Source organism: Rufibacter sp. LB8, assembly GCF_014876185.1.
Taxonomy (GTDB): domain Bacteria; phylum Bacteroidota; class Bacteroidia; order Cytophagales; family Hymenobacteraceae; genus Nibribacter.
The window spans coordinates 3,897,573-3,919,899 of the sequence record NZ_JADALJ010000001.1; the positions used below are offsets into that span (position 1 = coordinate 3,897,573).

Sequence of the window (22,327 nt, forward strand, 5' to 3'; positions counted from 1 at the left end):
GACGTGCAGGGTCCTATTTTCTTCTTTTTGTTTCTCTTAAGAACCGCTCCAACCCTTTTCTTATCTGCTCGGCCATGTCTTCCTGAAATTCTGGGTTTATCAGTTTCTGCTCGTCTTCAGGGTTAGAAGAGAAAGCCGTCTCCACCAGCGCGTTGGGGAATTCTGTGGGCGCGTTCAGCGCGAAGTTAAACCCGCCAATGTTTCCGAATTCCTTCAGCCCTAACTCCAGCACTTCTTCATACAACGCCTGGCTCAACGGCCGGAACGCCACGTGCCGGTAATAGGTACTGGTGCCCTGCACCTCTGCGCGGCCCGCTGAGTTCACATGCACGCTCACCAGCAAATCTGGCTGGGACTCCCGCAGTTTTTTTACCCGCACCGAGTTGTCCACGGTCACGTCTTCCTCGCGGGTCATGACCACGGTGGCGCCTTTCTTCTGGAGTTCTTTCTGCAACAGCTTGGCAATCTGCAGCGTGATGTCTTTCTCTGGAATGCCGCTTTTGCCAATGGTGCCTTTGTTGGTGCCGCCGTGGCCCGCGTCTACGGCAATAGTCAAGTGCTTGAGTTTCAGTTTTTCGGGCTGACGTTTGATTTTGATGACCAGCGAATTGCCTTGGTAACTGATGCCGTAGCCCCAGGCCTGCGGATGCTTGAGGTCAATAATCACCCTAAAAATATCTGAGGCTACCTGCTGGTACTGCACATTTTTGACTTCTTTGAGCGTGCGGTGCAGCGTAATCCAATTGGTATTAGAAACGGCGCCGTAAATGTCCACAATAAGCCGGTTGGGGTCGATGTCCAGATACGAGGTGTAAGGCAACCGCTGACCCACGGCCACGCGCACGTAATCATAGTTGCCGTCGGGTTTATCGCCGGTGGCGCTCCAAGAACTGGTGAGGCTTTCGCCGGTGAACGTGCTGGGGCTTTCCTCCAGTTGCACTTGCTGCACAGGAATATAAGCGCTGAGCGTGTTGCTGAGTTTAATCCGGTAATCCCGGCCAATTTTCCCTGTGATTTGCACGCGCACCAGTGAGTCCAGAAAACCCATCTTCGCGCCGCCCAGCCGGTCTTCGCCCAAACCATAGTTCATGTAGGCGCTGCTGGTCTTGGTAAACCCGTACATTGGTTGTGCCGGATTGAGAATGGTGACCTTGGTTTTGGTGCCGTACACCGTGTAGGGCTGCGCATCGGTGGCGTCATCTACCAAAACGGGCAAAAACTGGTCAGTCAATTTATCGCCTGGCTGCACAATGTAACTTCCCACAAACAGCCCCGCCACGCCTTTGTTCTGCGCCGCCTGCAGCTCCTGCAACGGATGCTTGTTCCAAAGGCTTACGCGGTAGCCAGATTTTGCCTTAACCCGGACATTGAGCCGGTCGCCGGGCTGTAGCCAGAGTTCTTGGTTAGGCTCTGTGCGCACGTATTCTACCAGCAGCGTGTCTGGGCTTGGTTTGGCAGCAAGAGGTTTTGGTTGGGAGGTCTGGCCGAAGCTTGCCTGCGTGATTAACAAGAAAGCGAGAAGGGGAAGAAGTTTGTTCATGAATTTACTGTTTTGCGGAGGCCAAGATAAGGTTTCTGCCAGCGCAGCGCCACAATTAAAATTAGCGCCTCCGTTTTCGGCTCATTTACAGAATTGAGCCCGAAAATGGAACTCAGAATCCCCTCTCCTTCTGGGAGAGGGCTAGGGTGAGGGAGTAGTCACGTATTTCGTCCCCCTTTGAAGGGGGTTGGGGGATGATATGCGCATGCTAGATTTTATAAAATTGCCGAGATTCAAAATTCCATATTACACAATTTAGCAGTAGGTTCTTCAACTGACCAAAATCATCCCCCTACCCCCTTCAAAGGGGGACGGAATGCGTGATATACCGTAAAGTTGTATTATAGAATCCCCGGTTGTGTGAAAGGAGTTGAGCATTCAACAAACAATTCACCCTCATCCTAACCTTCTCCCAGAGGGAGAAGGGACTGGACTTTTGGTTTGTGATAGGTTTTTGCGTTTTCGGGCTCATTTCTGGAAACGGGGCCAAAAACAGAAAAACCCGTTACTTTGCTGTAACGGGTTTTTTCGTGCATTCGTGAAATAGATTACTTCGTCTCTTTCTTCTCCTTCAACTGAATGGCATCTATGTTTTTGGTTTTGATCAAAGCGTTTAGGGCCGGTAAATCAGTGGAGAACACCTGGTTCAGTTTCTGCAGCTGCTCGTCAATCTGGGCGGTTACTTCTTTCTGGAACGCATACATCTGGTCGGTAGGGCGGTAGTCACCGGCGCCGGCCTGTGAGGCGAGGTTGGCCAGTTTGTTGTTCAACCGGATGGGGTAGTTCAACGGGTCCTGGCCGCTGCGGTTTTTGGTTTGGTAAAGCGTTTCCTCCACTTCGGTCATTTTCTTGTTCAGCGCTTTGGCCGCCTCCAGCACGTCTTTCATCTCAGCTTTGCCCTGGAAACGTGCGGTCACGCTGTTGATTTGCGTGCGGGCTTCGCGTATTTTGCTGATGGCGTCATGTGTTTCGGTGAGTTTGTCGCGCACCGAAAGGAGGAATGCATGCTGCGCCTGCAAATCTGCCGCTGGGGTTTTGCTGCGCGGGTCCTGCAGAATCTCAAAGGTGGTTTCTTGGGGCTGCCCATTCACCGTGAGGCGCGCTTTGTACGTGCCCGGTACTGCTTTAGGGCCTTGGGTGCCGCCACCCCATAGAATCATGCCTTCAAACCGAGACGCCTCTGGATAACTCATGTTCCAGACAAACCGGTTCATGCCTTCCTTTGCTTCCAGTTTGCTGGCGTTTTCCTTGGCGGAGTTCTCGTACTTCTTGATCAGCTTGCCGTCTTGCTGCAGAATCTCCAGCGCGATTTTAGAAGTAGAATCTGGCGCAGTAGGCAAGTAGAAGTGCATCATCACGCCGCCCGGGTGGTTCTGGCCCTCTAGTTTAGTATTAGCCGCATTTCCGCCGTTCATTTTGTAGGTGGCCAGCGGCTTGTAGAGATGGAATTTGCTGTTGGCTACCTGCTCGTTGAGTTGGTGCAGCGGCGTGATGTCATCTATCAGCCAGAAACCACGGCCTTGGGTAGCGGCAATCAGGTTGTCATTCTTGATGGTCAAATCGGTGACAGACACCTGCGGCATATTCAGCTGGAACGGTTGCCACGTAGCGCCATCATTGAACGACACATACATGCCATACTCAGTTCCAGCGTACAGCAAACCAGCGCGTTTAGGGTCTACACGCACTACGCGGGTGAAGTGTGTAGGCGCGATGCCGTTCGTGATTTTAGTCCACGTTTTTCCGTAGTCGGCGGTTTTGAACAACAGCGGTTGGAAGTCGCCGGTTTTGTAGAGTGTGGCTGCCATGTACATCACACCTTTTTGGGTTGGGTGCGGGTCCACGCTGTTAATCATGCTCCACTCGGGCAGGTTTTTAGGCGTCACGTTCGTCCAGGTTTTGCCGGCGTCACGGGTGACGTGTACCAAGCCATCGTCTGAACCAGCCCAAATCACGCCTTCCTCCGCCGGAGATTCCATGGCCGCGAAGATGGTGCCGTAGTACTCCACGCTGGTGTTGTCCTTGGTGATGGGCCCGCCCGACGGGCCTAATTTACTCTTGTCATTGCGCGTTAAATCTGGGCTGATGATTTGCCAGCTCTGGCCCTCGTTGGTGGTCACGTGCACGTGGTTAGACGTGGTGTACAAGCGGCTAGAGGTGTGCGGCGAAAAGAAAATGGGGAAATTCCACTGGAAGCGGTATTTCATGCCTTCGGCGCCGTGGCCCATGGGGTTGTCTGGCCACACGTTGATGGTGCGCTCGAAGCCGGTTTTGTGGTCAATGCGACCGATGAAGCCCCCGTAGTTTCCGCCGTACACAATCTCGGGGTCATCGGGGTTCACCGCGATGTGCGCGCTTTCTGAACCGGCGGTTTCTTCCCAGTCATGAATCCCGATGCTCCTAGAGGTAGTGCGGTGGGCAATTCTGATGGCGCTGTTGTCTTGCTGCGCGCCATAAATGCGGTACGGGAACGCGTTGTCTGTCACCACGCGGTAAAACTGACCAGTAGGCTGATTGTCCGGCGTGCTCCAATTCTCGCCGCCGTCAAAACTCACTTGGGCACCGCCGTCATCGGCTAGAATCATGCGCTTGGGGTCTTCAGGCGCAATCCAGAGGTCGTGGTGGTCTGAGTGCGGGGTTCTGATACTCCTGAACGTGCGGCCGCCATCAGTAGAGTGGTGATGCCCCACGTTGAGCACGTACACGCCGTTCTCGTTCTGCGGGTCAGCGTACACGCGGGTGTAATACCAGGCACGCTGACGCAGACTTCTATCATCGTTTACCTTCGTCCAATTCTGGCCACCGTCTTCCGACCGGAACAGCCCGCCGTCTTCGGCTTCCACCATGGCCCACACGCGCTGGTTGTTCACCGGCGACACCGTGATGCCTATGATGCCGAGCGTGCCTTTCGGCAAGCCGTTGTTGCGGGAGATTTCTTTCCAGGTGTCGCCGCCGTCAATGCTTTTCCAGATACCGGAGCCAGGGCCGCCGCTGCTGAGGCTGTACGGCGTGCGCTGCAACCGCCAGCTGGTGGCGTACAGATGGCGTGGGTTCACGGGGTCGATGATTAAGTCCACCATGCCCACTTCATTGTTCACGTGCAGCACGCGTTCCCAGTTCTTGCCGCCGTCTTTGGAGCGGTAAATGCCGCGCGTGTCATTAGGCGCGTAGATGTTCCCCAGCACCGAGGCGTACACCAAGTTGGCGTCTTTGGGATGCACCCGCACCCGCGTGATGTGCTTGGAATCCTTTAGCCCGATGGATTGCCAGGTCTGCCCCGCGTCCACCGACTTCCACATACCGAAGCCTGAGGACACGTTGCCGCGCACGGTTTTCTCGCCTTCGCCCACATAAATCACGTTAGGGTCGGCCTCGCTCACGGTCACCGCGCCAATAGAACCCCCGAAGAACTTGTCAGAGATATTCTCCCAGCTGGAGCCGCCGTCTTTGGTGCGCCACACGCCGCCGCCGGTCGCCCCAAAATAGTACAGATTAGGCTTGCCCGGCACGCCTGCCACCGCTGCTGAGCGCCCGCCGCGGTAAGGCCCAATGGAACGCCACGTAAGGCCGTTGTACAGTTTGGCAGGGAAGACTTCCTGCGTGGTGTTTTTGCCTTTAGAGGATTTGGCGGTGGTTTTCTTCTGGGCCTGGCTTTCTGGGGCTGGCAATAGAAGCAAGCCGCCAAGCAGCAGTGGTGCCCACTGTTTCAGGAACCGCTTCGGGAAAGGGTAGTGCATAGGTTGGTTTGTTTGCGTAGTGAGGTTGGAATCTGGGTTGGAAGCTACTGAATTTTAAGAAAGAAATCAGAAAGTGCCGGGCGTTTTCGGGCTCTATTTTTGAAATGGCGGCGAAACTGGAAATTAGGAGTTGGGTTGGTTTCTGTTTTTGGCTTCATTTCTGAAAATGAGGCCGAAAACGGAATTGTTCGTTTCTAGCTATGAAAGACTTTATTCAATGCGGATTCTTTCTTTGAGGGGAGCGAAGAGGGTTTTTACACATTCGAGCAAACGCTGCTGGTTGTAGGGGCGTATCGCATACGCCCGCACGCATTGCTGGTTAAACATTTCATTGTGGTGCAGCCGTTTCTTACATGGTGGAAATGGTATTGCCAAGGCCACCGCAAGGGCGTATGCGATACGCCCCTACAAAATCAAAATGCGTGCTCACCTGTGTGAACATCCCCCTTCGCCCACTTTAAGTGAGGAATCTGCGCGTAGTTTGTTTGCCAGAAGTGGCCAGCTTTCTGGACAGGTCGCGACCTGTCCGTACGTTTATCTTCAATGCGTTAAAAAATGGAAATCGTTTTCAGGCCCATTTCCAAAAACGAGCCCGGAAACGCTACTTCTTCTTACTTTTTCTTATCCATATCCCGCAGTAACCGGAACGTCATAAAGCCCAAACCTACCGCCAAAACCGCCAGCGCGGCCCAGATCAACAACTTACTACCCGTGCCGTTGGCCTTTTCCTTAGGTGCGCGCAAGGCGGTGACTTTCTGAATTCCCACCACTGGGATGTTGGCCGGAATGCTATCCTGAAAATAAGTTAAGTCAAAGTCTGGGGCATCGGCGTCTTTATCGCCAAATTTTAAGGTGTAAGTTTGGTTAGGCGACAGTTCAGCCACCAGGTAGCGGTTCAGTTGGAGAATGTGCACAGAATCCAAGCGCAGCGGCGGGTTGTCGGCGTTGTCTATTTGGATTTGTAGTTTGGTCACCTGCGTGCGCAGCAAATTGATGGTGCCGGGTGCGTTGGAACTGAGCAGGAGCGGGGTGGAGATTTCCTCCAAGTGTGATCTTCTGCGACGCTTGCGCTTTTTGCGGACGTACACTTTCTTCTGGCCCAGCACAATTTTGCCGGTTCTATGGTAAAGATGAGGTGCACTCACATAAAACACCAGTTGCTCTGGGTACACGGGCTGCGCGAACGCAAGGGTCAGGTGCGTGGTTTTGGCGCTGTCAGTGCGGGTGAAGGATTGAACCGGAATGCGGGTGTATTTCCCGACTTCAGAATACGTGTCATAATAGCCGGCTTTGAGAATGTTGAGTGGGGCGCTGCTGGAGTCGTTGAGCTGTAGCCGGAAATAACGGTAATTGCTGAGCGGGAAGTCCAGGAGCTTGACCTCGGCGGTGCGCTGGGTGTTCTGGATGGCATAGAGCACGTCCTGTTCCTTGAGTACAAACCAATTCTGCTGGTCATCTGAGCCACTGAGGGAGACCATTTTCCGGGCTTCGGCGTTGCCAATTAAAAGGCTGATGTTGTTGATGGCGCGCTGCTCTGGGTTATGGATAATCAGTTCTGACGTGCCTCCCGGCTGCCGGGTGTAGCGCAGCATTTGGTAGGGTTTGAACAGCGTTTTGTAATTCACGGGCTGCTCGGCGCGCTGCAGATACGGCACCGTCTGACCCTTGGCATCCAGCAAACGCACATCGGCTAGGGTGGCTTGTAAACGGCCCGTCACCTCTGGCGAAAGCAAAATGCGATGATACCCCGGCTGCGCCACCGGGGCCAATTGCGCTTGCCAACCGAAGTCCTGCGCCTGTACGGTAGCAGCGACCAGCAGCAATCCGAGAAAGAGCAGTAGTTTATTTTTCATCAGAAAGCGGCAACGTATCTTCTTTGGGGGCGGCATCATCTACCAAGATAAGGTTTTTCAGCTTCTGGTACATAAACGAAATCACCAGCAACAGCACACCCAGGCAAATGAAAGCCGCAATCTTTCCGCCTTCAGACATGTCTCTGATGTCAAAAATAAAGAGCTTGAGCAGCGTGAGAAAAAACAGCGTGAGCGAAATGATGCGCAGCGTCTTCAGTTTCTTAGACATGCCCAGCAGCATTAACACAAACGAGCTCAGCCCCCAGAGGATAGGAAACCCGATGTTGCGGATGTGGCGCAGGGACCGGTACAAATCCTTTTCCAACGGCTGTGATTTCAAGAGCCAGGTATGTTCCAGTTCGGCGCTGGCCAGAAACACAAGTGCCGCGCTCACCAACCAAAGTGTGACGGTGCCCATCTTGCCTCCCCAACCAAACCGCTGTTGCACCTGGCTCACCACCACGGCCAGCACCCCCAGCAAAGCCAGCAAGGGCAGGTAATGCGTTGCGAAAGCCCCAAAGGTCTCGGTGCGGTCAAACAGGTAACTATCTCTCAGGAAGGTGGCCGCCGGATTCAAGTGGAACGCGTATTGGAGCACCGCCGCCAGCGAAAGCGCCAATAGTACATTGTGATAGCCCAAATCTGTGAGGCGTCTGCTCCAGAGCAATAACCCCAACAGGTAGGCAAAGCGGTAGAAGCCCAGCAGCAAAGTTTGCGTGTTTTCACTCAGCGCGGAATGGTCCAGCTGGTGTTGCAATTCCAGCAAAAGCACCAAGTACAACAGCGCCACCAACACAATGCCCACAATGGTTCGGTAGGTTTTTTGAAAGGAAGTGGGTTCTGCTTCTTGTGCACTTTCTCTGCCCAATAGATACCAGGTGCCCGCCAAAGAAGCCACCGCCACCACGCCCGTCACAAACAACTTGTTCAGCGCTGGGGTGAGGGCTTCACGGGTGATGGTGTATTCCATCCAGTCCATAATTAAGGACACCATCATTAAGGACAGCACCAACATAGACGCGAATTTCAATAATTGAATTCCCGATTTCTGCGAGAGCCAGAGCAACAGCACCGCCTCCAACGCCCAGAAAAGCGTGATGTAATTGCCCTCCAACTGCACCGGCGCCGACAAACTCAGGAACGTGAGCACCAGCCCAATCAGCAGGTACACCAGGTTTTTGTCCACGCGGTCAGAGCGGTACAGGGCATACGCAAACCCGAAGTTGAACACGCCCAGCGCTATGGTGAACATACCTTGGTACGCGCCCTCGGCCACGTGCTGGAGCACATACATGCCCGCCGCGTAGTACAGAAACGTGTTGCTCAGCAGCATCAGAATCTCCGGAGCCGTGAACCGCTGCCGCTCCTTTACATTGTAGAGAATGGTCATCAGAAAGAACACCAGGTAGAAGAGCGTGGCGAACAGCAGCGCACCCAAATACGGCGGATTGGGAGCATCCAGCACGCGGCTATACAGCCATCCGCCAAATAAAATAATGGTGAAAACGTAGGCAATGAAGTTGAGCAGCGGCCACTTCTTGAAATACGCCAGCACTAGAATGCCCACGTTCAAGACCAAAATAAAGACGAAGAGCACTACGTAATTTCCTTCGCCGGTGCTCACCATGAACGGGCTCCCGAAGCCACCTATCAAGGCCAGTACCGCCAGCTCAATCCTATCATAGGCAATGCTCAGAAAGATGGTGAAGCCTGTAATGACCACCATAATCAGGAACGCCACCGTCTGACTGAAAATCTGGTATTCATGAAACGCAATGGCGATGGTAAAATACAGCACCGCCAAGCCGCCGCCCACCAGCACCGAACTGAACGCCGCGTAGTTTTTCCGGAGGTAATGCGCCACGCCCATCAGCGCGCCACCGGCCAGCAAGCCAATGGCCACGCGTCCAATTTCGTTGATCCAATCTTGGTCAATGGCGTATTTCACGAAGAACCCAATGCCCAGTACCAGAATGGCGATCCCCAACTTGTTGATCAGGTTCTCCCCTATGAACTTCTCCCAGTCCAGTTTTTGTGAGAAGAACGAAGGCGATTTTTCTGGTTCTGGCCCGGTTTGTACAGGCTCTTCTTTAATTCCTCTGAAGGCCGCAATGGACGGGACTGGTTCTGGAACTGGACTGGGCTTTGGTTTCGGAAGTTCAAAAACCGGCGTAGCCACAGGCGGAGGTGTAGGAGTTGGTATGGGCGTTGGCGCTGCCGCAGGTTTCGGCGGAGCCGGGATTTCTTCTGTGGCGATTTTTTGCGCTACACGGGCATCTCGCTGGGCGGCCAAAGTTGCGGCATCCTGGGCGGGACGCACGGGGACTTTGTCTAATTGCTCGCGCAGGCGCACCAGATCTTCCTGCATGTGGCGCAGATCAGCGCGGTTCGCCAGTAATTGGTTTGAGATTCTACTCCCGAACCAGAGTACCACTACCACCAACACTAACAGCAGCAAAATTTCCATAGAGGCCTTTATTGTCTAGCCCCTATATTACTATTTTATCTGGTAAAACAGTGCGGTTGGCGGTAGGAGTTGTCATGCGTGTGTGCAGAGCGATTCCCGTTTTTGGCTTCGTTTCCAGAAATGAGGGCAAAAACGGAAATTGATTTCACGCATATCGTCCCCCTTTGAAGGGGGTAGGAGGATGATTAACTTTTGCTGATAATCTGCATTTCCGAGAATCATTTCCCATTCACCTTGAGCATTGCCATCAGTTCTTCAACCGGCCTTGTCATCCCCCTACCCCCTTCAAAGGGGGACGATATGCGCTGATAAAATATTTTAGAAGGCTTTTTAAAAAAAAGAGCACGAAAAAAGGCCTCACCATAACAGTGAGGCCTTTCCCATAAATAAGATTAAGTCAGATTATCCGTTGGCTTCCGCGAAGCGACGGTTTACTTCATCCCAGTTAATCAGGTTGAAAAACGCGGTGATGTATTCTGGTCTGCGGTTCTGGTAGTTGAGGTAATATGCGTGCTCCCATACGTCAAGACCCAAGATGGGAACACCACCGCATGAATCAACGCCTTCCATCAAAGGGTTGTCTTGGTTGGCGGTAGAGCAGATCTGCACAGAACCACCTTCCACGGCGCACAGCCAGGCCCAGCCAGACCCGAATCGGGTGGTAGCGGCCTTGGTGAATTCCTCTTTGAAGCCTTCATAAGAACCGAAGGCTCTTTCAATGGCATCGGCCACGGGGCCGGTGGGGTTGCCGCCGCCGTTGGGGGCCAAGATAGTCCAGAACAGGTTGTGGTTGTAAAAGCCGCCGCCGTTGTTTCTGATGGCCGGGGTTTTAGCCGCGTCACGCAGGATTTCCTCAATAGACTGACCTTCTTTCTCAGTGCCGGCAATGGCGTTGTTCAAGTTGGTCGTGTAGGCCTGGTGGTGCTTGGTATGGTGGATTTCCATGGTCTGACGGTCAATGTGCGGCTCAAGCGCATCATACGCATACGGAAGTTGCGGAAGTTCAAATGCCATAGTTTTTATGTGTTTTAGGTTAGAAAATACTAGGTTCTGTTTTATATACGGAACGGGCCAAAGATAAACTAAATTCTTTTGGAGCGAAAAAACTCGGTCATCAATTGCCCGCACTCGTGCGCCAGAATGCCGGTGACCAACTCCGTCTTAGGATGGAGCAGGTTCACGCCGGTTCTGCGGTAGCCGCGTTTCTCGTCGGCGGTGGCGTATACTACGCGTTTTAATTGAGACCAATAACTCGCGCCGGCGCACATTACGCAGGGTTCCACGGTCACGTACAAGGTGCAATCATGCAGGTATTTGTTGCCCAAGTGGTTGGCGGCGGCGGTGAAGGCCAGCATTTCGGCGTGCGCCGTTACGTCATTCAGTTTTTCGGTTTGGTTGTAGGCGCGCGCGATGATTTTGTTGTTGCACACCACCACGGCCCCAATCGGGATTTCGCCTTCTTCCTGGGCGTACAAGGCCTGTTTGTAGGCTTCGCGCATGAAATGTTCGTCTGAATGAATGCTGAGCACGGTTGGTTTGGGTTAAATAGAAAACGGGTAGCAATATATAACTGCCACCCGTGCTGCAATGTTACAAAATACGTTTTCGGCTTCATTTCTGAAAATGAGCCCGAAAACGGAATTACCTCACCCTAAATCCCTCTCCCGCGGAGAGGGACTTTAAAGCAGATGTGTTTTCAGGCTGTTTTACTCAAACAGGCCGAAAACGGAAAGACAGAGCTCCCCTCTCCGTGGGAGAGGGGCCGGGGGTGAGGTGTCTATTTCACATTCGCGCTGGCCATTACGGCCTGGGCGGTGGCTTGCCATTCTTTCTGCAAGGCCACTGGGGCGTTGAAACTGAAGATCACCATCTGGTCTTTCAGAAACGTGTACTGGATCATGGTGTATTTGCGTACCGGGGCCAGATTGCGGGATTTGCGCTCATCACGCACGGTAGACACAAATTCATAGACCAAGTACTCCCGCCCGTTGATGGTTTGTTTTCCTTCAGTTAAGAACTGCACTTCGGTGAACATGCGCTGAATAGAAGCCTTGTAAAAGTCTTTGAGTACGGCAATGTCGTTGGTGGGGAAGGTGCTGGGGCGCTGGTTCACGCTGATGTCCACCTGGCCGTCTGGGCTGGTGTACACGCCCAGCGGTTTGCGGGCGGCCGGGTATTCGCGGGCAATGCCATCGTCGGGCATGATCTCAAAGGTCTGCGGAATGGAAAGCGTGATGTTCTTGGCCACCGTCACTTTTTTGAGTTTGGGCGGGGCAAAAGCCATAAAGCCCGGAAGCAACAGCAGCACTACTAAAAGGAATTTACTTTTCATAAGGATAATTAGCAAACAGGTACCCGCCAGCCAAGGCAAATACTAAGCCAGAATGAACGGTAAGCGGCAAAGGTACGGGTTTAGGCGGGTCTGGCGCAAGCAAACCACGGGCGTAGAAAAAGCCCGGCTAAGGTAACCGGGCTTTTATCTAGGGTTGAAGAAAACTTACTATTAAATGTTATAGGCAACAGGCGCGGCCTGTGGGCGTTAGTAGTAAAAGCACTTAGTGCATTAGTTGCCTAAATTTTATTAATAATTATCTTAAATGCTACTATTTTTTAGTTTTTTTTAAACTACATCGTGGTCTGTTAGTTAAAATAATAAAATGGCAACTGACCTGCTCGTTTCTCAGGCGGTTCTAACCAATTGCCGCTATTACCTGTTTTTTACCTTTGAATCTTAGGCAGAGTTGTCTAATTTTGCACGAATTTGTATAGTTACTACTATGGAACCTACCGTAACCCCTCAATATGTGCCCGCAGATTGGCTGCCCATCGTGATTCAGTTCGCGGCGGCCCTGGGCTTTGTGATTTTCGCCATGACCGTGACCCACTTGATTGGCCCCAAACGCAAGAGTGCCGTGAAAAACGCCTCCTGGGAATGCGGGATTGAATCTAAAGGCGATGCCCGCGTGCCTATTTCCATCAAATACTTCCTGATTGCCATTCTGTTTGTACTTTTTGATGTGGAGATTATCTTCCTGTACCCTTGGGCGGTAAACTTCAGGGCAATGGGTTTAGACGGCTTTATCTGGATGCTGCTGTTCATGGCCACCCTTTTAATCGGGTTCTATTACGTGATTAAAAAGGGTGTTTTGAAGTGGGAGTAGAATTAGATTTTTCCGCAGAAGGCGGCAAACTTTTATAGGCTGAGGTTTGTTCAGGAAAAAGGCGATTTTGGCCTCTATTTCTGAAATACAAGCGAAAACGAACATGACCGATAACAAAACTGATATAACCACGGTGAATGCCCCAGAAGGGGTGGAGGGGTCTGGTTTCTTTGCCACTTCCCTGGAGAAAGTAGTAGGTCTGGCCCGCAAGCACTCGCTTTGGCCCTTGCCGTTTGCTACCTCTTGCTGCGGTATTGAGTACATGGCCACTATGGGTGCGCACTATGACATCTCCCGTTTCGGGTCTGAGCGCCCCAGCTTCTCGCCACGTCAGGCAGATTTGCTGATGGTGATGGGTACTATCGCCAAGAAAATGGGTCCGGTGGTGAAGCAGGTGTACGAGCAGATGGCCGAGCCGCGCTGGGTGATTGCCGTAGGCGCCTGTGCCACTTCTGGTGGTATTTTTGACTCGTACAGCGTGTTGCAGGGTATTGACCGCATTATTCCGGTTGACGTGTATGTGCCCGGTTGCCCGCCACGTCCTGAGCAGATTCTGGACGGCCTTATGCGGATTCAGGATTTGGCCGAAAACGAGTCTTTGCGCCGCCGCAACTCCCCAGAATACGAAGCGCTTTTAAGTTCTTACAACATTAAATAAGGCATGGCCGAGATAACTAATGAGCAGCTGGTTGCCAGGCTTCAGGAGAAGTTTGGCGAGCAGGTGTTTGATATTCAGGAGCCGTACGGGCTAGTCACCGTTACCACCACGCGGGAGAACATCATTCCTATGCTGCAGGCGCTGTATGAAGATGATCTGCTGCAGATGCAGTTTCTGACCACTCTTTGCGGCATGCACTTCCCAGACAACAAAGGACAGGAATTGGGCGTGGTGTACCACGTGCACAGCTTGCAGAACAACCTTCGGCTGCGGATCAAAATTTTCTTCCCTGAAGATGATGCCGTGGTGCCGACGGCCACCGAACTGTACCAAACCGCCAACTGGATGGAGCGCGAGACCTTTGATTTCTACGGCATCCGGTTTGAGGGGCACCCTAACTTGATTCGCATTCTGAATGTGGAGGAGATGGAGGCGTTCCCGATGCGCAAGGAGTTCCCGCTGGAAGACCAAACCCGCGAAGACAAGATTAACACCTTCTTCGGAAGATAAAAAACAGGGAAACCCCCACGGCTGGCGCTAAACCAGCCGCCGGGGTTTCTGCTTATACTACTAACAGCCACCATGGAGTTAGCCAAACAGAATACGCAGATAGTGACCCCAGATTCCTACATGCAGGAGCTCACCACCCTGAATCTAGGACCTACGCACCCGGCCACGCACGGCATCTTCCAGAACATCCTGCAAATGGATGGCGAGAAGATTGTGTCGGGCGTGCCCACCATTGGGTACATTCACCGCGCGTTTGAGAAAATTGCCGAGCGCCGCAACTTCTACCAAATCACCCCGCTCACCGACCGCATGAACTACTGCTCCTCGCCCATCAACAACATGGGCTGGTGGATGACGGTAGAGAAATTGCTGGGTGTGACGGTGCCAAAACGTGCTGAATACATCAGGGTGATTGTGATGGAACTGGCCCGTATTGCCGACCACTTGATCTGTAACTCTATTCTTGGGGTAGATACCGGTGCTTTTACCGGCTTCTTGTATGTGTTCCAAGAAAGAGAGAAAATCTACGAAATCTACGAGGAAATTTGCGGTGCCCGCTTAACTACCAACATGGGCCGCGTAGGTGGCATGGAGCGTGATTTGTCTCCTATTGCCATTCAGAAAATCAGAGATTTCCTGCGTGACTTCCCCAAGGTAATGCGTGAATTTGAGGCCATGTTCAACCGCAACCGCATCTTCATTGACCGCGTGGAGAACGTAGGCCCTATCACCGCCGAGCGTGCCTTGAACTACGGTTTCACCGGCCCTAACCTTAGAGCCGCCGGGGTGGACTATGACGTACGCGTAATGAACCCTTATTCTTCTTACCAAGACTTCGATTTTGAGATTCCGGTAGGCACCAAGGGCGATACGTATGACCGCTTCATGGTCCGTAACGAGGAAATCTGGCAGAGCTTGCGAATCATTCAGCAAGCCATGGACAACCTTCCCGAAGGCCCTTTCCACGCGGATGCGCCAGAGTTTTACTTGCCACCAAAGCAAGAGGTGTACCGCAACATGGAAGCGCTTATCTACCACTTCAAGATTGTGATGGGTGAGATTGACGCGCCGGTAGGTGAGGTGTACCATGCGGTGGAAGGCGGAAACGGCGAGCTTGGTTTCTACCTAGTATCTGACGGTGGCCGTACGCCGTACCGTCTGCACTTCCGGAGACCTTGCTTCATTTATTACCAGGCCTATCCAGAAATGGTGGTAGGCACGCAGTTGTCAGATGCCATCGTGATTCTGTCCAGCATGAACGTGATTGCAGGGGAACTAGACGCTTAAGTTGTAGCCATGCAATTGACAGAACAGGAACTGCAAGAGATTCGGGAGTACTTTAAAAGTCAGCCCGTGTTGAATGCCTACTTGTTCGGGTCTTATGCGCGGGGCGAGGCAGATGCCGATAGTGACATTGATTTATTGGTTGATTTAGATTATTCGGCAAAGATTGGGTACCAGTTCTTCGGAATGCACCAGGATTTGCAGAAGATATTGAAACGAAAAGTAGATGTAGTGCCCTCAGACGGAGTGTCACGCCATCTGCAGCCTTTTATAGAAAAAGACAAAAAGCTTATTTATGCGAAATAAGCTGGGAGACTTACAACGGCTTCAACATATAACAGATGCTATCTCTGAGATTGAGGATTTCACCAAAGGAACTACCTTTGAAACTTTCTCAGAGAACCGCATGATGGTGTTGGCCTGCGTGAAGTGCTTTGAGATAATTGGAGAGGCAGTTGGCCATCTTTCTGAAGAGGTGAAAGCAGAACACGCATCCATTGATTGGCGCAACGTGAAAGCGTTCCGGAATCTGATGGTGCATGAATATTATAAAGTAAGTGACCGGTTGGTGTGGCAAATCATTGAGAACAACCTGCCGGAATTGAAGCAAGTAATTGCCCAAGCAATAACAGCATTGAAGAATAATCCAGCATAATGTTCCCTGGAAAGGGCATTAGGAGCAAATAAGTACATGGAGCAAACAGCAAGTATCAACAAAGTAGAGTTCTCTGAAGGGGCCATGGCCGAAATCCGGCGCTACTTGTCCCATTATCCGGCTGACCGTCAGAAGTCGGCTATTTTGCCTATCCTGCACATCGCGCAAGCGGAGTTTGGGGGGTGGGTGAGCCCAGAGGTAATGGATAAGGTGGCTGAAATCCTGAACATACAGCCTATTGAGGTGTACGAGGTGGCTACCTTCTATACCATGTTCAACTTGAAGCCGGTAGGCAAGCACGTGCTGGAGGTTTGCCGCACGGGCCCTTGCATGCTGCGTGGCTCTGACCAACTGATTGAGCACCTGGAGAACCGCCTAGGCTGCAAAGTAGGGGAGACCTCCGCCGACGGCAACTTCACCCTGAAAACCGTGGAATGCCTGGCTTCTTGCGGAACTGGCCCTATGCTGCAAGTACGCGAGCAATTCTACGAAAACCTGGACCCCGCTAGCGCTGACCAACTGCTGGAAGACCTGAAAGCCTTAACCGTAAGGAAACCATGGGAAGAAAATTACTAACTGAACATATCAACGTTGAGGGCATCCATACCTTTGACGTGTACCGCAAGCACGGCGGCTACGCCTCGGTAGAGAAGGCTTTGAAAACCATGACCCCCGAGGAAGTGGTGGAAGAAGTGAAAGCCTCTGGCCTGCGTGGCCGGGGTGGTGCTGGTTTCCCGACCGGTATGAAGTGGAGCTTTTTGGCCAAGCCTGAAGGAAAGCCCCGCTATTTAGTCTGCAACGCCGATGAATCAGAGCCCGGAACGTTCAAAGACCGGTACCTGATGGAGAAACTGCCGCACCTTTTGATTGAAGGCATGATCACGTCTTCGTTCGCGCTGGGTGCCCGCACGTCTTATATTTATATAAGAGGCGAGTTGTTGTACGTGCTTCGCATTTTGGAGAAAGCCATTGCGGAAGCCTACGCCAACGGTTTCTTAGGTGAAAACATCCTGGGCAGCGGTTATTCTTTGGATTTGCACGTGCACCCCGGTGGGGGCGCGTACATTTGCGGCGAGGAAACAGCCCTGCTGGAATCTCTGGAAGGCAAGCGCGGAAACCCGCGTAACAAACCTCCGTTCCCGGCGGTGTGGGGCCTTTACGGTTGCCCAACCGTGGTAAACAACGTGGAGTCCATTGCCACCGTGCCGTGGATTGTGAACAACACCGCCGCTGAATATGCCAAGATTGGCGTTGGGCGCAGCGCGGGCACCAAACTGATTTCGGCGGGCGGGAACATCAACAAGCCCGGTGTGTACGAGATTGAACTAGGCGTAACCGTTGATGAATTCATTTATTCAGACGAGTACTGCGGTGGTATCTGGAAAGGCCGTGACATGAAAGCGGTGATTGCCGGAGGTTCCTCGGTTCCAATTCTGCCCAAAGATTTAATCCTGAAAACCGCTGCCGACGAAGACAGATTAATGACTTACGAGTCGTTGTCGGACGGAGGTTTTGCCACGGGTACCATGCTGGGCTCCGGCGGATTCTTCGTGCTGGATGACCATGCCTGTATTGTGCGCCATACCTGGACCCTCGCCCGTTTCTACCACCACGAGTCCTGCGGCCAATGCAGCCCTTGCCGTGAGGGAACCGGCTGGATGGAGAAAGTCTTGCACCGCATTGAACACGGTCATGGCCACATGCATGACATTGACCTGCTCGTGAGCGTTGCTAAGCAGATAGAAGGAAATACCATCTGTCCGTTGGGAGACGCTGCAGCTTGGCCGGTTTCTGCCGCTGTGTTGCACTTCAGAGATGAATTTGAGTGGCATGTGAAATATCCGCAAGAAGCCACGGCTCCAGGCGCGGTGTTCCGCAAAGAAGCATCGGTGCTGGCTTAATTGAATTGCGTTTTCGGCCTCGTTTTCAGAAATGAAGCCAAAAACAGAAACTTAGAGGTATCGTTTCTGAGGTGATTGTGAACATAAACTTCTTGCTGAATGAAGTTAACCATTGAAGCAAATCAAGTCATATATGAAATGGACCCTAGGAATAAGTGGGTTATGGATATAGGCAAGATTAAATTCATTGGGGAGGATACCACGGCGAATGGCCCTTGGGAGCCAGATTATTTTTTTGTCTTTGCAGAAAAAGAAAATGAATGGTGGCAAGCTCCTAACGAGGCTGTGAAGGAAATGGGGTTTTGGACACAGTTAAGCGAAAAGCTAAATTGTGAAGTTGGTCCAACTTTAGCTGCTTCAACACAATGGGCAACTAAGGTGTTGTACCCTGTGTCCTTAGCGGGACAGGAGATGTTTGAAATAATTCAGATTGACCAAAAGTCAAAGTCATTTTGGCAAAGAATTTTTGGAAGTGCAGCCACGGAAAGACTTGTCTTAACTGAAAATGTGAGGAAGCTTTTTCATCAGGGATAAAAATATAAAAAGCCGTTTTTGGCCTCGTTTTCCGAAACAGAGCCAAAAACAGAAATACAAATAAACAGCCATTTGTTGCGCGGCAAGCAATTGACAACCAGCAATCAACAATAATTTGAAATGGTAAAAATTACGTTTGATGGCATAGAGGTGGAGGTAGAGGAAGGAACTACCATCCTCAACGCGGCCCGCAAGATTGGCGGCGAGGTGGTGCCCCCTGCCATGTGTTACTATACGCCTTTGAAGGGCAGCGGCGGTAAATGCCGCGCCTGTTTGGTGAAGGTGGCGGCCGGTTCTGCCAAAGACCCGCGCCCTATGCCTAAGTTGGTGGCCAGCTGCGTGACGCCGGTACAGGATGGAATGGTGGTAGAAAATACGACCAACCCAGATGTATTGGCCGCTCGCAAAGGCGTGGTTGAGATGCTCTTGATTAACCACCCGTTGGATTGCCCGGTCTGCGACCAGGCCGGGGAGTGCGATTTGCAGAACTTCGCCTACGAACACGGTACTTCGGGTACCCGTTACGAGGAAGAGCGTCGCACCTTTGATAAAATAGACATCGGGCCATTGATTCAGCTGCACATGACGCGTTGCATTCTGTGCTACCGCTGCGTGTACACCGCTGACCAAATCACCGAGAAGCGCGTGCACGGTGTGTTGGGCCGGGGCGATGCCGCCGAGATAGGAACCTACATTGAGAACGTCATCGACAATGATTTCTCCGGAAACGTGATTGACGTGTGTCCGGTAGGCGCTTTGACCGACAAGACGTTCCGCTTTAAAAACCGCGTGTGGTTCACCAAGCCCGTAGATGCGCACCGCGATTGCCCCACCTGCTCCGGCAAAACGGTGCTCTGGATGCGTGGCAATGATGTGTTGCGTGTGACCGCCCGCAAAGACCAATACAACGAAGTACAGGAGTTCATCTGCAACACCTGCCGCTTTGACAAGAAAGACCCCAACGACTGGACCATTGAAGGACCGCGCAAGATTGACCGCAGTTCGGTGATTTCTGCCAATCATTACGAGTTGCCGGTGCTCAATGTAGACGTTATCTCTAACTTGCCGGGCTCTACTGAACAAGACTTAGAATCCACTCCTTTTAACCTAGGAAGACACGTATAATGGAGTTATCTGTATTAGTAGTTAAAGCGCTTATCATCTTCGGGGTATTTGGGATTACGTTGCTGATTGCCACGTATTCTACCTACGCTGAACGCAAAGTGGCGGCCTTCATTCAAGACCGCGTGGGTCCTAACCGGGCCGGTCCGCTGGGCTTGTTTCAGCCATTGGCCGATGCCGTGAAACTGTTCTTCAAAGAAGAATTCGTGCCGGCCAATGCCAACAAATTCCTGTTCATTGCGGGACCGTCTTTGGCTATGTTAACGGCCTGTATGTCCAGCGCGGTGATTCCGTTTGGCAATACCTTGTTGATTGACGGTCAGTACATTGCGGTGCAGGCCATTGAGGTGAACATCGGGATTCTCTACATCTTTGGCGTAGTGGCGTTGGGTGTGTACGGCATCATGATTGGCGGCTGGGCGTCTAACAACAAATTCTCGTTGTTGGGAGCCATTCGCGCGGCGTCACAGAACATCAGTTACGAGTTGGCCATGGGTATGTCCATCATCGCGCTGTTAGTCTTGACCGGCTCTCTTTCTTTGGGCGTGATTGCAAGGCAGCAGGGCGAAACGCTGTTCGGTATCTCCGGCATGAACTGGAACATTTTCTATCAGCCGGTAGGCTTTTTAATTTTCCTGGTGTGTGCCTTCGCCGAAACCAACCGCGTGCCCTTTGACTTACCTGAGTGCGAGACGGAGCTGGTAGGAGGTTATCACACCGAGTATAGCTCTATGGGTATGGGCTTATATTTGTTTGCCGAATATGTGAACATCTTCGTGGCCTCGGCCGTGATGGCGACGCTGTACTTTGGCGGCTACAACTTCCCGTTCATGTATGACCTGGGCTTGCCGCACAACGTGGTGACCATTTTGGGTACGGTGGTGCTGTTTATAAAAATTCTGATGTTCATTTTCTTCTTCATGTGGGTGCGCTGGACCTTGCCGCGTTTCCGGTATGACCAATTGATGAACTTGGGCTGGAAAATCTTGATTCCGCTTTCTATCGCCAATGTGGTGATTACGGCTGCGGTTATTCTGCTGAAAGAAGAATATTTCAGATAGCAGCTTGCGGGTTTTGTGAAAATCCCACAGACAATTTAACGACTGAACGAGATGCAATCATTAAGTAATAGAGCGAAGAAACTGGAGAAAAAGCCCATGACTTTCTCGGAGAGAATGTATCTCCCGGCAATCTTCTCGGGCTTGAGTATCACCATGCGGCACTTCTTCAAGAAGAAAGCCACCATTAGATATCCAGAGGAAACCCGCCCCATGAGCACCGTATGGCGCGGTCTGCACGTGCTCAAGCGCGACGAAAAAGGCAGAGAGCGTTGCACGGCCTGCGGGCTGTGCGCGGTGGCCTGTCCGGCCGAGGCCATTACCATGGTCTCCGGTGAGCGCAAGCGCGGCGAGGAGCATCTGTACCGTGAGGAGAAATACGCGGTGAGTTACGAGATTAACATGCTGCGCTGCATTTTCTGCGGTCTGTGCGAGGAAGCCTGCCCCAAAGCGGCCATCTTCCTGCAGAACGATAAAACCGCCCCGGCCCGTTACGAGCGTGACGAGTTCATCTACGGCAAAGACCGCCTGGTAGAACCCATGCCCATTGACTTAACTTCTTACGCCGCCCAGCGCTAATCTCCTACAAAACTATGACGGGTAATCTGTTTTACTTTCTCACGTTCCTGACCTTGTTTGCCGCCATTGGCGTGGTGGTGTCTAAAAACCCCGTGTACAGCGTGCTGTTCATGATTTTGACGTTCTTCTCGCTCACCGGGCATTACATTCTGCTCAACGCTCAGTTTGTGGCGGCGGTGAACTTTATTGTGTACATGGGCGCCATCATGGTGTTGTTCCTGTTCGTGATTATGTTCCTGAACCTGCGCGAAGACACCGAGCAGCACAAACCGGCCCTAAGCAAGATTGCCGCTGCCATTGCCGGCGGCTTGCTGTTTGTGATTATGATTGCCGCTCTCAAAGATGTGGATACCAACGTGTACCACCCGGCGGTGTTCGACTCACAGATTGGTCTGGTGGAGAACCTGGGCATTGTCTTGTTCAGAGATTACCTGTTACCGTTTGAGTTAGCGTCTATCTTGTTGCTGGCGGCCATGGCCGGGGCAGTACTGTTAGGCAAGCGCGAGCCGGGCGAAAGAAATAGATTCTAAGGGTTCTCCGGAGCCCGAGAAAGGACAGCCATTCCGTTGTCCTTTTTTTCATGCCGCTTTTGGTGGTATAGAATAGTAACTGCCATTTTTGGCCACATTTTTGAAAACGAGGCCGAAAACAGAAAAACACCTCACCCCCGGCCCCTCTCCCACTGAGAGGGACTTTGAAGCCTTTGCTTTTTTGGCCTGTTTTGGCGAAAAGAGGCCAAAAAAGCAAACGAGTACTCCCCTCTCTATGGGAGAGGGGCCGGGGGTGAGGTCTTATTTATTGTGGATTTACCAAAAAATGGAAATAACTTTGGCCCTGTTTCAAGGCAAGGCCAAGGCCGTTTCTAAGAACGAATAGTAAACATGAACGAAATTCCAGAGGTCATTAGGACCATTCCGCTGAATCTGTACCTGTATTTCAGCACCGCCTTGTTCGTGATTGGAATCATTGGGGTTCTGATTCGGCGGAACGCCATCATCATCTTCATGAGTGTGGAGCTGATGCTCAACTCGGTGAATCTGCTGCTGACCGCTTTTTCAGCGTACCGTTCTGACCCCAACGGGCAGATTTTCGTGTTCTTCATCATGGCCGTGGCCGCCGCCGAAGTAGCCGTGGGCTTGGCCATTATTGTGATGATTTACCGCAACGTGCGCACCACCGATATCAACATCCTGAACAAACTGAAATGGTAAAGCGGGGTTTCCTGCTGCGCTGCTCTAGAAAGAATACCGTTCCATTTACGCTTTAAC

At 52.1% G+C, this 22,327-nt stretch carries 21 protein-coding genes; 14 read left to right on the plus strand and 7 right to left on the minus strand.

Features of this window, described 5'->3' with window-relative positions; all coding sequences use genetic code 11:
* Window positions 1-13 precede the first annotated feature (13 nt).
* From IMY23_RS16255 to IMY23_RS16285, 7 genes are all read right to left on the minus strand, one after another.
* On the minus strand, window positions 14-1,540 hold the full coding sequence (locus IMY23_RS16255) for an N-acetylmuramoyl-L-alanine amidase (protein ID WP_192823096.1): 1,527 nt from the start codon (window positions 1,538-1,540) through the stop codon (window positions 14-16).
* Between the two features lie 548 nt (window positions 1,541-2,088).
* Window positions 2,089-5,277, minus strand: coding sequence for a glycosyl hydrolase (locus tag IMY23_RS16260; protein ID WP_192823097.1), 3,189 nt, complete (start codon window positions 5,275-5,277; stop codon window positions 2,089-2,091).
* A gap of 611 nt (window positions 5,278-5,888) precedes the next feature.
* Window positions 5,889-7,130, minus strand: coding sequence for a DUF3999 family protein (locus IMY23_RS16265; protein WP_192823098.1), 1,242 nt, complete (start codon window positions 7,128-7,130; stop codon window positions 5,889-5,891).
* Window positions 7,120-9,597, minus strand: coding sequence for a DUF2339 domain-containing protein (locus IMY23_RS16270; protein WP_192823099.1), 2,478 nt, complete (start codon window positions 9,595-9,597; stop codon window positions 7,120-7,122). The genes IMY23_RS16265 and IMY23_RS16270 overlap by 11 nt, the downstream gene beginning before the upstream one ends.
* A 402-nt stretch (window positions 9,598-9,999) precedes the next feature.
* Complete coding sequence (locus IMY23_RS16275) at window positions 10,000-10,611, minus strand: superoxide dismutase (RefSeq protein WP_192823100.1); 612 nt, start codon at window positions 10,609-10,611, stop codon at window positions 10,000-10,002.
* A 68-nt stretch (window positions 10,612-10,679) separates the two neighbouring features.
* Window positions 10,680-11,126, minus strand: coding sequence for a nucleoside deaminase (locus IMY23_RS16280; RefSeq protein ID WP_370589881.1), 447 nt, complete (start codon window positions 11,124-11,126; stop codon window positions 10,680-10,682).
* Window positions 11,127-11,374: 248 nt separating this feature from the next.
* Entirely contained in the window at window positions 11,375-11,929 is a 555-nt protein-coding gene (locus IMY23_RS16285; protein ID WP_192823101.1) for a hypothetical protein, read from the minus strand.
* Window positions 11,930-12,374: 445 nt separating this feature from the next.
* On the opposite strand from IMY23_RS16285, the gene IMY23_RS16290 reads away from it, so the two are divergent.
* The 14 genes from IMY23_RS16290 (at window position 12,375) to nuoK (ending at window position 22,270) form a co-directional block, all read left to right on the plus strand.
* Window positions 12,375-12,758: an NADH-quinone oxidoreductase subunit A gene (locus IMY23_RS16290; protein ID WP_192823102.1), complete on the plus strand. Its 384-nt coding sequence runs from the start codon at window positions 12,375-12,377 to the stop codon at window positions 12,756-12,758.
* Window positions 12,759-12,861: 103 nt separating this feature from the next.
* Window positions 12,862-13,416: an NADH-quinone oxidoreductase subunit B gene (locus IMY23_RS16295; protein WP_192823103.1), complete on the plus strand. Its 555-nt coding sequence runs from the start codon at window positions 12,862-12,864 to the stop codon at window positions 13,414-13,416.
* A gap of 3 nt (window positions 13,417-13,419) precedes the next feature.
* Window positions 13,420-13,926, plus strand: coding sequence for an NADH-quinone oxidoreductase subunit C (locus IMY23_RS16300; protein WP_192823104.1), 507 nt, complete (start codon window positions 13,420-13,422; stop codon window positions 13,924-13,926).
* Between the two features lie 72 nt (window positions 13,927-13,998).
* Window positions 13,999-15,213 carry an NADH dehydrogenase (quinone) subunit D gene (gene nuoD, locus IMY23_RS16305; protein ID WP_192823105.1) on the plus strand — a complete coding sequence of 405 codons (1,215 nt, stop codon included), beginning with the start codon at window positions 13,999-14,001 and terminating at the stop codon, window positions 15,211-15,213.
* 9 nt (window positions 15,214-15,222) lie between these two features.
* Window positions 15,223-15,516, plus strand: coding sequence for a nucleotidyltransferase family protein (locus IMY23_RS16310; RefSeq protein WP_192823106.1), 294 nt, complete (start codon window positions 15,223-15,225; stop codon window positions 15,514-15,516).
* Window positions 15,506-15,865, plus strand: a complete 360-nt coding sequence (locus IMY23_RS16315) for a DUF86 domain-containing protein (protein ID WP_192823107.1) — start codon at window positions 15,506-15,508, stop codon at window positions 15,863-15,865. The genes IMY23_RS16310 and IMY23_RS16315 overlap by 11 nt, the downstream gene beginning before the upstream one ends.
* Before the next feature lie 36 nt (window positions 15,866-15,901).
* Window positions 15,902-16,441: an NAD(P)H-dependent oxidoreductase subunit E gene (nuoE, locus tag IMY23_RS16320; RefSeq protein ID WP_192823108.1), complete on the plus strand. Its 540-nt coding sequence runs from the start codon at window positions 15,902-15,904 to the stop codon at window positions 16,439-16,441.
* The gene (gene nuoF, locus IMY23_RS16325) at window positions 16,423-17,766 is read left to right on the plus strand and encodes an NADH-quinone oxidoreductase subunit NuoF (protein WP_192823109.1); all 1,344 of its coding nucleotides are present in this window, start codon (window positions 16,423-16,425) and stop codon (window positions 17,764-17,766) included. Before nuoE ends, nuoF begins: the two co-directional genes overlap by 19 nt.
* A 99-nt stretch (window positions 17,767-17,865) precedes the next feature.
* Window positions 17,866-18,300 carry a hypothetical protein gene (locus IMY23_RS16330; RefSeq protein WP_192823110.1) on the plus strand — a complete coding sequence of 145 codons (435 nt, stop codon included), beginning with the start codon at window positions 17,866-17,868 and terminating at the stop codon, window positions 18,298-18,300.
* A gap of 120 nt (window positions 18,301-18,420) precedes the next feature.
* Window positions 18,421-19,425, plus strand: a complete 1,005-nt coding sequence (locus IMY23_RS16335) for a 2Fe-2S iron-sulfur cluster-binding protein (protein WP_192823111.1) — start codon at window positions 18,421-18,423, stop codon at window positions 19,423-19,425.
* Window positions 19,425-20,483, plus strand: coding sequence for an NADH-quinone oxidoreductase subunit NuoH (gene nuoH, locus IMY23_RS16340; RefSeq protein ID WP_192823112.1), 1,059 nt, complete (start codon window positions 19,425-19,427; stop codon window positions 20,481-20,483). The genes IMY23_RS16335 and nuoH overlap by 1 nt, the downstream gene beginning before the upstream one ends.
* A gap of 51 nt (window positions 20,484-20,534) precedes the next feature.
* Window positions 20,535-21,059, plus strand: a complete 525-nt coding sequence (locus IMY23_RS16345) for an NADH-quinone oxidoreductase subunit I (RefSeq protein ID WP_192823113.1) — start codon at window positions 20,535-20,537, stop codon at window positions 21,057-21,059.
* Window positions 21,060-21,073: 14 nt separating this feature from the next.
* Complete coding sequence (locus IMY23_RS16350) at window positions 21,074-21,589, plus strand: NADH-quinone oxidoreductase subunit J (protein WP_192823114.1); 516 nt, start codon at window positions 21,074-21,076, stop codon at window positions 21,587-21,589.
* Window positions 21,590-21,940: 351 nt separating this feature from the next.
* Entirely contained in the window at window positions 21,941-22,270 is a 330-nt protein-coding gene (gene nuoK, locus IMY23_RS16355) for an NADH-quinone oxidoreductase subunit NuoK (RefSeq protein ID WP_192823115.1), read from the plus strand.
* The last annotated feature ends 57 nt before the right edge of the window (window positions 22,271-22,327 follow it).